Genomic DNA, 12,401 nt, shown 5'->3' with positions numbered 1-12,401 from the left:
GACGGAGTTATTGAACGCGGGTTGGATGAATCGCGCACCTGTCAGATCTGACAGGTGCCGACGAATGGTCATCCGTGCGAAAGTCAAAGATCAAAAGATCAAAAGATCGCAGCCTTCGGCAGCTCCTACAGGGGGAGGTCAGACGAAAACAATTTCATAGCGTCCAGGCCTCTGCTGATTGCGCGGCAACGATTTGGCCGAGGGCGGCGAGGTCGCGTTCGGCGTGGCTTTGCCGCAGGAAGACCGGCAGGTCGGCGATCAAACGGGCGAAATGCCGATCCTTGCAAAACGGCCCGGCACCCAGTGCACGGCCAACCTCGCGCATCACCTGCTCAGCCGACTGTTCGACCACGGCGCGAGCGCGACGGGCGAGGAGTTCGGCGTCGTCTTCAGGGTGCGCGTCGATGTGCAAGGCGCTGAACCGCAGGACGTCGGCGGCGGCTTGCAACGTCGTGTCGACCGCGCCGAGGTGGGCGAGGGCGTGTGGCTCTTGCCGTTGCGCACATTGTTGGCGCAACGCCTCGGCAATCTGCCGTGCCGCGCCATACCAGCAGGCGGCGATGCCGATTCCGCCTTGCCAAAACCCCGGACGTTGCAGGTAATCGCCGGGAATGCCGATGGCCTGAGCTTGCGCGCCGTCGAACAACACTTCGACGCTGCCGGTGGCGCCCATCCCGACAGCATCCCAGCCTTGATCGGTGATGGTCACGCCCGGTTGATCGAGCGCGACCGCAACCAGTTGCTGTTGATCGTCGGCGTCCCACGCGGTGAGCAGCGCATGGCTAAGCACTGCGGCGCCGGAACACCAGGCCTTGCGTCCATGCAAGGTCACCAGGTGCCCGTCGGGCCGCACTTGCACTCGTGCTTGCGGCGGTTCTGCCGCCCACATGCCCCACGTGCTGCCCGGCGTTGGCGAACCGCCCAGTTGCTCGATGATGGCCAGCGCATCGGTGTGGCCTTCATAGAGTTTGCACAGCCCCAAATCGTGGCCGCCGACATCCGCCAAATGCTGCCACCGCTGCAGCGTGTGACCGCTGCCCGGTAGCGGCAAGCGGTCTAGCCCGGCTTCGACCATCGCCCGCAGGCAACCACCAAGCGCTACGGTATCGCTGTAGCCCGGGGGGCGGCGGGCGAGATAGGTTTGCAAGTCCATATCAATCTTCTTCATCACGTTGCAGTTCAAACAGCAGCAGCGAGCGCCCGGTGACCGAGTACTCGTGGCCAAAGTCGAATCGTTCCTGACCACGGATCGACGGCTGATTGGTGTCGATCATGCATGTCCAGAAACTGCCTTCAGGCACTTCCGGCAAGGAGAAGTTGACGACGTCGTGATGGGCGTTGACCACCAGCAACAGGGTCGCATCGGCGCCTTTGCGGCGAATGCCGGTTTCCTGCGCGCGGCCATCGAGCAGCATGCCCAGGCAACGGTTATTGGCGTCGTGCCAATGCTCGGTGGTCATCTCGGTGGCATCGGGTGCGAGCCAGGTCACGTCCTTGACACCGATGTCTTCGTTGTATTCCCCGACCAGGAAACGGCCACGACGCAGAATCGGGTAAGCGAGGCGCAGCTTGATCAGGCGTTTGACGAACTTCAGCAGGGCTTTGCCGTCTTCGCTCAGGTCCCAATTGACCCAGCCGATTTCGCTGTCCTGGCAATACGCGTTGTTGTTGCCGTCCTGAGTCCGCGCGAACTCGTCACCGGCGACGATCATCGGTGTGCCTTGGGACAGCAGCAGAGTGGCGAAGAAGTTGCGCATCTGCCGATGGCGCAGGGCATTGATCTCGGGATCGTCGGTCGGGCCTTCGACGCCATGGTTCCACGACAGGTTGTTGTTGCTGCCGTCCTGATTGTTCTCGTCGTTGGCCTCGTTGTGCTTGTCGTTGTACGACACCAAGTCATTGAGGGTGAAGCCGTCGTGGGCGGTGATGAAGTTCACCGACGAATATGGCCGGCGTCCACGCTGGTTGAACATCTCGCCGGATGCGGTCATGCGGGCGGCGAAGTCGGCCACCTGGCCGTCGTCACCTTTCCAGAACGCACGCACGGTATCGCGGAACTTGTCGTTCCACTCGACCCAGCCCGGCGGGAAGTTACCGACCTGGTAACCACCGGGGCCGCAGTCCCACGGTTCGGCAATCATTTTCACCTGACGCAGCACCGGGTCCTGACGGCAGGCCACAAGGAAGCTGTGACGCTCGTCGAAACCGTCGTGATAGCGACCGAGAATGGTCGCGAGGTCGAAGCGGAAGCCGTCGACATGCATTTCACTGGCCCAGTAACGCAGGGAGTCGGTGACCATTTGCAGCACGCACGGGTGACTCAGATCCAGCGTGTTGCCGGTGCCGGAATCGTTGATGTAATAGCGTTTGTCATCTGGCATCAGGCGGTAGTACGACGCGTTGTCGATACCGCGCATCGACAGCGTCGGACCTTGCTCGTTGCCCTCGGCGGTGTGGTTGTAGACCACGTCGAGGATAACTTCGAGATTGGCTTCGTGCAGGTGCGCGACCATCTCCTTGAACTCGGCGATCTTGCCGCTGGCCAGATAACGCGGGTCCGGGGCGAAGAACGCGATGCTGTTGTAACCCCAGTAATTGGTCATGCCCTTGTGCAGCAGATGCTGGTCATTGACGAAAGCATGGATCGGCAGCAGTTCCACCGACGAAACCCCGACGCTGCGGATGTGCTTGAGCACATCGTCATTCATCAGCCCGGCGAAGGTGCCGCGCACGTTTTCCGGCACCGATGGATGCCGCATGCTGATGCCGCGCACATGGGTCTCATAGATGATGGTTTTGTCCCACGGCACGCTGACGCGCTGGTCGTTGCCCCAGGTGTGGGCAGGGTCGATGACCTTGCACTTGGGCACGAACGGGGCGCTGTCGCGTTCGTCGAAACTGAGGTCAGCGTCGGGGTGGCCGATGGTGTAGCCGAACAGTGCTTCCGACCATTTCAGTTCGCCGACCAGTTGTTTGGCGTAAGGGTCGATCAGCAGTTTGTTGTGGTTAAAGCGGTGGCCGTTGGCCGGATCGTACGCGCCATAAACGCGGTAGCCGTAGATCAGCCCCGGGTGCGCGTCGGGCAGGTAGCCGTGGTAGATCTCGTCGGTGTATTCAGGGAGTTCGATGCGTTCGAGTTCGACTTCGCCTGCGTCATCGAAGATGCACAGTTCGACCTTGGTGGCGTTGGCGGAGAACAGGGCAAAGTTCACCCCCAGGCCATCCCAGGTCGCGCCGAGCGGGAAGGGCAGACCTTCACGGATTCTCGATGGCTCGGCGTGCGTGGCGGGCTCGGCTTTATTTGGACGGGTCATGATTGCTCCTGCAAAACGGTGAATTCTGGGGTGAAACAAAACCTTGTTGAGATACTTTGGCGGCTGCCTGTGGTGAAGAGTTCCTTGTGATTCGAACTCCCTGCAGCCGAAACCCTGTGGTGAGGGGATTTATCCCCGATCGGCTGCGAAGCAGTCGCTAAACCATTCAACGCGGTTTATCTGATGTTCAGCGTTTGCTGCCTTTAGGGCCGGTTCGCGACCCGTCGGGGATAAATCCCCTCACCACAAAAGCCCATGTTCACAAGGGTTTTGTGTGCTTTTTTCAGGGCGAGCGCGCCCTCGGTGGCGAGCAAACCCGCCACACGGTCGATCAGTTCAATACTCGGGAGAGCTTCAGTTCGCCGGAGGCTTGCGTGCTGCTCGCGGTTTTTTCTCGGCGGCTTTTTCGCCCGGCGGGATCACCGACGCGGCGCTCGCCGGTTTGGCTTTGGCCGGGGCTTTTGGTTTGGCGGCTGAAGCTTTCGCTTCAGTAGTCTTGCCGGCAGCTTTGCTGCCCGCAGCCTTCGGCGACTTCTTCGGCGCCAGTGCTTCGGCCTGGGCCAGTTTGCGCGCCATCTCCCAATGGCGTTCTTCCTGGCCTTGCGGTTGACCTTCAGATTCCCAGATCTGATAGGCGAATTCGCGAATGCGTTTATCGTCGGTACTCATCGCAATACTCCTGAACTGAACTCACGCTTAGGTTAAGTGTTGGATATAGAGATTGACCGGGACATCCCCCAGCGCGTCGCTGACTTTCAACTCCCTGTTTTTTGTGACTGCGCAGGTTGCGAAAAGTCCCTTCAAGTTTGTTTCGGAGGCGGCGAACGGTAAAACCACTCGCGTATCGCCCCAGCGCAGCGCATCGACCTGCGGTACAGCACTGTTTTCCAGCAAGCTGGCGCTGCGAATCGGCACGATCACGATGGCGCGCTGCCCCTCATTTTCACGGGCAAACGCGAGCACGTTGTGCGCCTGACTGCCCAGCACCTCCAGGGCCTGATACGAGCCGCGGCGGAACAATTCGGCATGCTCGACGCGCAGGTTCAGCACCTGAGCAATCAAGGCCTGCTTGATGCGCCCGTCACGCCAATCGTGCAGCAACTCCCCGGCCGGCAACTGTGCGTCCAGTGCCTGCTCGCGAGCGGCGTAATCCACCGGCCGGCGGTTGTCCGGATCGACCAGGCTGAAGTCCCAGAACTCGTTGCCCTGATACAAATCCGGCACACCCGGCACAGTCATGCGCAGCAAAGTCTGCGCCAAGCCATTGAGCGCGCCAGCAGCAGCGATGCTGTTGACGGTCTTGTGCAGGGCCGCGCGCAGCAGTTCGCCTTCTTCGCCGGTGAGCAGTTTTTCGGTGAACGACTGCGCGGCGTTTTCATAGGCTTCGTTGGGAGCGCTCCAACTGCTTTGCAGCTTGGCTTCGCGCAGCGCTTTTTGCTGCCACTGCCAGATGCGTTTGGCGTAGTCGGCAAATCCGGCCTGATCGCCATCGTGCAGATCCAGCGGCCAACTGCCGAGCAGGGCTTGATAGAGAATCAGCTCATCGCCGGTCGACGGCATTTGATCGTCACTGCGCACCGGGCGGGCGAGGGCGCGCCACAGTTCGATCTGCTCGGCGTACCAGTGGCTGCGCTCGCTGAGAACAGCGAGGCGCGCGCGGGTGTCTTCGCCGCGTTTGTGATCGTGGGTGGCGGTGGCTAGCAGGTTGTCGGGAAACTGCTGCAGACGCTGCTGATTGATCTCGTGGAAATCGCTGACCGGTGCGCTGAACTGTTCGGTGTTGTAGCCGACGTCATTGCGCGACAACAGCACGGCCGAACGATACAGCGCCGTGTCTTCCACGGCTTTGGCGGCTGCCGGCGACGTCAGTTGCTGGAAGCGTACGCAAGCGTGTTTGAGGATCTTGCGTGAACGCCCACGCGGCTTCTGCCGCCACGGCGTGCCACCGAGCCAGGCTGCGACGCAGTCGAGCACCGGCCAGTCGCCTTCGCCGAGAGCCTGCCGCGCACCGTCCATGGCTTGCTGGAAAAACACCTCATCCTGCGCCGAGCGGCCCATCGCGCTGATGTAGGTGCGATAGACCGGGAAGTGCACGATCAACGCCTGCAAGACGCGGCGGATCGAGCCGAGGGTCAGGTCGCGGGTCATCAAGTCATCGCGGGCCACTTGCAGTAACGCCTGCGCGACACTTTCGCAATCGCTGGCCAGCGAGCCGTTGAGGATCTGTTGACGCGCCAGTTGCGCCTCTTCGATGAACGCGGCAGGGCGTTCGGTGCGGCGTTGCCACAAGTCGCCGAGCACGTGTTCACCGTCGGGATCGTGTTGCAGCAGCGACAGTTGATTCATGAACTCGTAACCGGTGGTGCCATCCACCGACCAGTCGCGTCGCGGGGTTTCGCCGGCACCGAGGATCTTCTCGATGTAGATCGGCAAATGACGCCCCGGCGCGAGCAGATCGACACGGCGGCGCAGTTTGCGGCAATAACCGCGTGGATCGGCGAGGCCGTCGATATGGTCGATACGCAGGCCATCCACCAAACCTTCGGCGATCAACTGGAAGATTTTGCCGTGAGTCGCTTCGAAGACTGCCGGACGTTCGACGCGCAAACCGCCCAGTTCGTTGATGTCGAAAAAGCGCCGCCAGTTGATGTCATCCGCCGCCGTGCGCCAACTGGCCAGGCGATAACTCTGGCGTTCCAACAACTGATGCAGCTTTTGGAAACCCTCTTCGGTGGTGGAGTCGTAATGCGCCAGATTGCTGTGGATGGCTTCGAGAATTTGCGGCTCGCTCGCCAGTTGCTGCAGCTCTTCTTTCAGAGGAATGGCCAGCGAATGGGCATCGGTCTGATAGCTCAACGCCCTAAAACGATCGGCCAGAGATTTCAGCGCTTCTTCGGATTTGAGCAGCTCGCCGTAATCGTTTGGGCAGATCGGGAAGTGGTGATCATAGTGCTCGACATAAAAGCCGCCGGTTTGCGCATTGAACTGCAGCTTGAGCGTGCCTTCCTGCAACGCGGCGCCATAATCGCTGCCCAGAAATGGCAGCAGCAACTGGCCTTCCATCAACGGGTCCGGCGAGTGCCACTGAATGTCGAAGAACTCACCGTAAGGGCTCAGACGCCCCCACTCCAGCAAGTCCAGCCACCACGGATTGTCGTTGCCGCCGACCGCCATGTGGTTGGACACGATGTCGAGGATCAGCCCCATGCCGTGTTCACGCAGGGTACTGACCAAATGCCTGAGCGCAGGCTCGCCACCCAGCTCCGGATTGACTTGCGTCGGGTCGACAACGTCATAGCCGTGCATCGAACCGGCCCGCGCCTTGAGCAGAGGCGATGCGTAGATGTGACTGATGCCGAGGCGGGCGAAATACGGCACCAGCGGTACCGCTTGTTCCAGGGTAAAACCTTTGTGAAATTGCAGTCGCAGGGTGGCGCGCAGCGGTTGGATAAGCGATTGATTCATTGGTCACGCTCGGCAGCCTGAAGGCGTGCGCACGCCAGGAGTTCCAGACGCCGCGCGGCGTCTACACCATCAAGCAGTGCTTCGCTGTTGCCGGGCAGTCGCCGCGACCAGTTCGGGTGCGTGTCAGTCGTGCCCGGCAGGTTCGCTTGCTCGTCGATGCCCAACGCATCCTCCAGCGGCAGCAACACCAACGGTGCGCGGGTATGGCCGAGGTAACGCACGGCGGCGTCGACGATTTGATCGGCTTCGTGGGACTCTTCGCGAAAATTCTGCGGGTCCTGACTCAAGGCACTGCGCAAGCCTTCGCGCTCACGCTGGCGGTACCGGCGCCATTCGATTTCGCCGTTGCCGTCGACAAACCCGAGTCGGGAGTTCCAGTCGATATCGCGGCCATGCCACCAGCCGTTGAGCGTCGGCAGGTCGTGAGTGCTGGTGGTCGCCAGTGCGTTGTCCGGCCAGTCGAGGATCGGTTTGAAATGGGTGTTGTTCTGTTCGAACAACAGTACGCGCATGCCGAGTATGGAGCGGGCGATGAGTTTTTCCTGCAGGCCGTCGGGCACGGTGCCGAGGTCTTCACCGAGGACGATCGCTTGATGGCGATGGGACTCAAGGGTGAGCAAACGCAGCAAATCATCCACCGGGTAATACAGGTACGCACCGTCGGCCGGCGCCGATCCATTGGGAATCACCCACAACCGCTGGAGGCCCATGACATGGTCGATGCGCAGGCCGCCGGCATGGGCGAAGTTGGCACGGAGCATTTCGATGAATGCACGAAAACCATTGCGAATCAGACCTTCGGGAGAAAACGCAGAAATCCCCCAGCCCTGACCGGAACGATTGAGGATGTCCGGCGGCGCGCCAACGGTCAGTGAGGCGAGCAGTTCATCCTGAAAGCTCCAGGCCTGACTGCCACCGCCATCGGCACCGACCGCGAGGTCGGCGATCAGGCCAATGCCCATGCCCGCACTGCGTGCAGCGGTTTGCGCGCGTTCCAGGCAGCGGTGGATCAGCCATTGGCAAAAGGCGAAGTAGCCGATGCGCTCGGCGTACTCCTCGGCGAATGCACCGAGGGCTGCGCCACGCGGGTCGCGCCAGTGCTCGGGCCATTCGCGCCAGTCGAGGCTTTCGCCCCGTGCGGCGCGCATTTCCTGAATGGCTTCAAAGCGGCAGTGGTTTTCCAGCGCTGCGCCACCGGCGTGGCGAAAACTGGCGAAGTCGGGGTGCAACGGATGGTCGCCAGCGATAAAGCCTTGATACAAGGCTTGCAGGAGTTTTTGTTTGGCGTCGGCGGCGGTCGGCCAATCGACCAGTTTCAGGTCTTCCAGTTGCGCGAACTGTTGCGCCAAACCTGCGCTGTCGATGGCATCACGCAAGGCGCGTTCGCCGAGAATCGCGCCGGGTGCGGCATACAGGGAATTGAGAAACAAGCGACTGGACGGCGAATAAGGGCTATAGCGCCCGGTGTCGGCGCTGAACATCGCGTGCAGCGGGCTGATCGCCAGCGCATCGGCGCCGCGCTCGCCAGCAACCCGGGCCAGTTCTTCCAGCGCCTGAGTGTCGCCGAAACCGCCATCACCCGGCCGGCGCAAGCCATACAACTGCACGCTCAGGCCCCAGGCGCGGGGGATTGGGTTGTCGACCGCATCGCCGACGCTGAAGCAGCGTTCCGGGGCCACGGCCAGGGTGAAAAATTGATCGTCGATGTGCACTTGCTGATAGCCGACCGGAATGACGCCTGGCAGCATGGCCTCGGAATCGAGTTTTAGGTTCATGCGCGAACCGTCTTCGAGGTGGATCTCGCACGGCGTTTCGGGTTTGAAATAGCGCGCCAGATCAACGCTGACGCCCACGTCACTGGTTAGCAGCGGCGGGAGGTGGCGGTCTTGCTGGACTTTTTGCAATTCAAGCAGGCTGGCGTCGATTTCCAGCGCCGTGCTGGCGGGGTGGCCGAGGCCGATCAGAACATTGCGCAGCACCGCCGGGGCGACTTTTTGTGGCCGCCCGTTGGCGTCAATCCAGTCGACGGCAAGGCCGGCTCGGCTGGCAAGAATTTCCAGTTGCGCATCGCTCATAGGCGCTCTCCATTCAGAGGTTGCAAGGGGTTTGCGGCCGTGAGGCTGACGAGCGCGCAATACGGGGGCAGCAGGCCTTCATTCGACGGTTCGACGGCGGGCGGCTTTTGAAACAGCCACACCGCGCCGGTCCGTGGAGGGTTGACCACTGGTGTATCGCTGAGGTTCAGGTCGATTCGCAGCTCACTGCCATCGCCCAGCCGCCAGCGTGCACTGACTGCCGCATAGCCCAGCATTTGCGCGCCAAGGGCTTGAGTGCCGCTGAGGTGCGGGATGATGTGTTGATGGCGCAACTGCAACAGCTGACGATAGAGTTCGTGCATTTCCTGTTGCCCGGGCGTGCCTTGACCCTCCAGCCGCGGCTGCGAGGCGCGGAAGGTCTCTGCGGCATTAGGGTCGGGAATCTGCTCGCGTTTATGCGGATCGGCGAAGGCACTGAACGCGGCGAATTCATTGCGACGACCTTCGCGCACCAACTCGGCCAGTTCGCCATGATGGCTGGTGAAAAACAGGAACGGCTGTTCGGCGGCGAACTCGTCGCCCATGAACATCAGCGGAATCATCGGCGATAGCAGCAGCAATACGGTAGCGGCCTGCAAGGCTCGTGGGTCGGCCAGTTGATGCAGGCGTTCGCCAAAGGCGCGGTTGCCGATCTGGTCGTGGTTCTGCAAGAACAGCACGAAAGCGGTGGACGGCAGATGTTCACTCGGTTCGCCCCGAGGTTCGCCATGGCGGGTGATGTGGCCCTGAAACACGAAGCCCTGGCTCAGGCAGCGCACCAGTTGCTCGGTCGGTTGCAGCGCGTAATCGGCGTAATACGCATCGGTTTCGCCGGTCAGCAGCACGTGCAGGGCGTTGTGCCCGTCATCGTTCCACTGCGCGTCGTACTCCTCTTCGAGCAGGCTCGACTGGTTGAGCTCGTTTTCCACGGTCAGCCAGACATGCCGGGGCGCGTCGATCTGCTGGCGGATGCGTCGCGCCAGTTCGCGCAAAAATTGCGGATCTTCAATGGCGTGCACCGCGTCCAGACGTAAACCGTCGAAGCGGTATTCGAGCAGCCACATCAAAGCGTTTTCAATGAAAAAATCGCGGATTTCCAGGCGACGAAAATCGATCCCGGCGCCCCACGGCGTGTGCTTGTCCTCGCGGAAAAAGCCTTTGGCGTAGCGGTGCAGATAATTGCCATCGGGGCCGAAGTGGTTGTAGACCACGTCGAGAATCACCGCCAGACCATGGCTGTGGGCGGTATCGATCAGGTGCTTGAGTTGTTCGGGCGTGCCATAGGACGCTTGCGGTGCGTAGTGCAAGACGCCGTCGTAGCCCCAATTACGGTCGCCGGGAAACTGCGCAATCGGCATCAGTTCGATGGCGGTGATACCCAGTTCGGCAAGTCGCGCCAAGTGCGTTTCAACCGCAGCAAAGCCGCCGAGCGCGCCGACGTGCAGTTCGTAAATCACTGCCTCGTTCCAGGGGCGACCTTGCCAGGTAGTGTTTTGCCACTGATAGGCGAGAGGGTCGACCACCACGCTGTGGCGGTTGATGTCGCCATCCTGGGCTCGGGAGGCCGGGTCGGGCACCTCCAGCTCTCCATCGATGTTGTAGCGGTAGCGAGTGCCCGCGGGACAGCGGGTCTTGATCACGAACCAGCCGTCTGCCTGAGGCAACATCGGCAGCGACTCTCCATTGTCCAGTTCAACGCTGACGTAAAACGCGTCAGGTGCCCACAGCGCAAATTGTGTGTGTTCGGCGTCCAGCTTGATCGCGCCGTGGGGCCAGTTCTCTTGGGTCCGTAACGGCATCGTTAAAAAACTCCCTGCTTATTTGTGGTGAGCTTTACCCAGCGCCTTGGCGACCAGTTTTTCGTAAAGTTCAGCGTACGGTTCGACCGCTTTGCACCAGTTGAACGGCGCAGCCATGGCGCGGCAACGCATGGCGTTGAGCAGTTCGGGGAAAGCGAAAACCTTGAACGCGCGGCTCAACGCTTCGCGATAGCTTTCAGGCGTGGATTCGTCGAAAAGAAACCCGGTCATACCGTTCTCGATAGTGTCGGCCAGACCCCCGGTATTGCGTGCCACGGGCAGTGAACCGAAGCGCTGCGCGTACATCTGGCTGAGGCCACAAGGCTCATAACGCGAAGGCATCAAGAGGAAATCGCTGCCGGCAAACATGCGGCGCGCGTCGGTTTCGTTGAAGCCGATGCGCACACCGATCTGGCCTGGGAAGCGCAACGCGAGTTCACGCATGGCCTGTTCTTCTTCCGGTTCGCCACGTCCGATGATCGCGATCTGCCCACCGTTCTGCACGATGTACTCAGAGACCGATTCGGTCAGGTCCAGGCCTTTCTGATAAACAAGGCGCGATACCACGGCGAACAGCGGGCCGGTGGAGTCTTTCAGGCCAAATAATTGGCGAACGTGCGAGGCATTGACCGCTTTGCCTTCCCAGTCGCCGATGGCGAACGGCGCGAACAGGTGCGGGTCGGTTGCAGCGTCCCAGCTTTCATCGATGCCGTTGGGGATGCCACTGAGCAAGCCTTGCTGGGTCTTGGCGGCGAGAAAACCGTCTAGACCGCAGCCGAAATCCGGGGTGGTGATTTCCTGCGCGTAGGTGGCGCTGACCGTGGTGATGTGGCTCGAATAGGCCATGCCGGCCTTGAGGAACGACATCTTGCCGTAGAACTCCATGCCTTCCTGTTGCAGGGCATGGTTGGGAATGCCGAGTTCCGGGCAGGAGCCGAGGCTGGTCACGCCTTGATAAGCCAGGTTGTGGATGGTGAACAGGGTTGGCGTACGCTGACCGCGCCAGTGCATGTAAGCAGGCGCCAGGCCAGCCGGCCAGTCGTGGGCGTGCACCAGGTCCGGGCACCAGTGAATTTGTGCGAGGTTGGCGGCGATATCGGCAGCGGCCAGGCCCAGACGTGCGAAGCGAATGTGGTTGTCCGGCCAGTCGCGGCCGTTGTTGGCGCCGTAGGGCGAGCCTTCACGCTCGTAGAGTTCAGGGCAGATCAACACGTAGATCACCAGCCCGTCGGGCATGTCCATGCGCCCGATCTTGCACGGCGGCAGTGCTGCATGGCCGCCGAGTTCGCCGATGATGTGGATCGGATTCTCGCTGTGCATCACCTGCGGGTAACCGGGGATTAACACCCGTACATCGTGCAGATGCGCCATGGCGCGGGGCAGGGCGGCGGACACGTCACCCAGACCGCCGGTTTTCACCAGATCGGCGATTTCCGAGGTCACGAACAAAACTTTTTTCTTGTTGGGGTTCTGACTAGCTACCGGTGTCAGCGTTTTGCTGCTCGGGACGTTGATCGACCGGCTGCCGGGAATGCTGACGGTGCTCGCTTCGCCTATCGACTGCTGAGCACGTTCTCCCTGAATGTCCAATGCCGCACTGATCATATGAATCTCCCGTGTTGTTGATCTGATTCTTGTCTCAAACAAACGATGTCCATGGCCAAATCCTGTGGCCGGGCGCAAACGCACCGCGCAGGGGGGAGCAAACGCTACCCAACACGCGCAAAGCAGAATGGGTGGAGAGGCCA

At 61.2% G+C, this 12,401-nt stretch carries 7 protein-coding genes; all 7 read right to left on the bottom strand.

Going from position 1 to position 12,401, the window contains the following annotated elements; genetic code table 11:
* Positions 1-154: 154 nt before the first annotated feature.
* The 7 genes from ICA16_RS05180 to glgA all read right to left on the bottom strand — a co-directional run bounded on the left by ICA16_RS05180 (position 155) and on the right by glgA (position 12,258).
* Positions 155-1,153, bottom strand: a complete 999-nt coding sequence (locus ICA16_RS05180; RefSeq protein WP_210554690.1) for an acyl-CoA dehydrogenase family protein — start codon at positions 1,151-1,153, stop codon at positions 155-157.
* Position 1,154: 1 nt separating this feature from the next.
* The gene (glgX, locus tag ICA16_RS05175; protein WP_210700120.1) at positions 1,155-3,314 is read right to left on the bottom strand and encodes a glycogen debranching protein GlgX; all 2,160 of its coding nucleotides are present in this window, start codon (positions 3,312-3,314) and stop codon (positions 1,155-1,157) included.
* Between the two features lie 354 nt (positions 3,315-3,668).
* Positions 3,669-3,983 (bottom strand): DUF2934 domain-containing protein, encoded by a 315-nt coding sequence (locus ICA16_RS05170; RefSeq protein WP_210700119.1) that lies wholly within the window; start codon positions 3,981-3,983, stop codon positions 3,669-3,671.
* A gap of 27 nt (positions 3,984-4,010) precedes the next feature.
* The gene (locus ICA16_RS05165; protein ID WP_210700118.1) at positions 4,011-6,779 is read right to left on the bottom strand and encodes a malto-oligosyltrehalose synthase; all 2,769 of its coding nucleotides are present in this window, start codon (positions 6,777-6,779) and stop codon (positions 4,011-4,013) included.
* Positions 6,776-8,854, bottom strand: coding sequence for a 4-alpha-glucanotransferase (gene malQ, locus ICA16_RS05160; RefSeq protein WP_150603150.1), 2,079 nt, complete (start codon positions 8,852-8,854; stop codon positions 6,776-6,778). The genes ICA16_RS05165 and malQ overlap by 4 nt, the downstream gene beginning before the upstream one ends.
* Positions 8,851-10,653, bottom strand: a complete 1,803-nt coding sequence (treZ, locus tag ICA16_RS05155) for a malto-oligosyltrehalose trehalohydrolase (RefSeq protein WP_210700117.1) — start codon at positions 10,651-10,653, stop codon at positions 8,851-8,853. The genes malQ and treZ overlap by 4 nt, the downstream gene beginning before the upstream one ends.
* A gap of 18 nt (positions 10,654-10,671) precedes the next feature.
* Positions 10,672-12,258: a glycogen synthase GlgA gene (glgA, locus tag ICA16_RS05150; RefSeq protein WP_210700116.1), complete on the bottom strand. Its 1,587-nt coding sequence runs from the start codon at positions 12,256-12,258 to the stop codon at positions 10,672-10,674.
* Positions 12,259-12,401 lie beyond the last annotated feature (143 nt).

It is taken from the genome of Pseudomonas anatoliensis (assembly GCF_017976235.1).
GTDB lineage: Bacteria > Pseudomonadota > Gammaproteobacteria > Pseudomonadales > Pseudomonadaceae > Aquipseudomonas > Aquipseudomonas anatoliensis.
The sequence above is the reverse complement of the archived record's forward strand: the minus strand, read 5'-3'. Positions and strand labels throughout refer to the sequence as shown.

Bases quoted from the DNA above. Each gene is read 5' to 3' on its own strand.
- ICA16_RS05170 (WP_210700119.1), bottom strand. From the start codon at position 3,983: ATGAGTACCGACGATAAACGCATTCGCGAATTCGCCTATCAGATCTGG.
- ICA16_RS05165 (WP_210700118.1), bottom strand. From the start codon at position 6,779: ATGAATCAATCGCTTATCCAACCGCTGCGCGCCACCCTGCGACTGCAA.
- glgA (WP_210700116.1), bottom strand. From the start codon at position 12,258: ATGATCAGTGCGGCATTGGACATTCAGGGAGAACGTGCTCAGCAGTCG.
- ICA16_RS05180 (WP_210554690.1), bottom strand. From the start codon at position 1,153: ATGGACTTGCAAACCTATCTCGCCCGCCGCCCCCCGGGCTACAGCGAT.
- malQ (WP_150603150.1), bottom strand. From the start codon at position 8,854: ATGAGCGATGCGCAACTGGAAATTCTTGCCAGCCGAGCCGGCCTTGCC.
- glgX (WP_210700120.1), bottom strand. From the start codon at position 3,314: ATGACCCGTCCAAATAAAGCCGAGCCCGCCACGCACGCCGAGCCATCG.
- treZ (WP_210700117.1), bottom strand. From the start codon at position 10,653: ATGCCGTTACGGACCCAAGAGAACTGGCCCCACGGCGCGATCAAGCTG.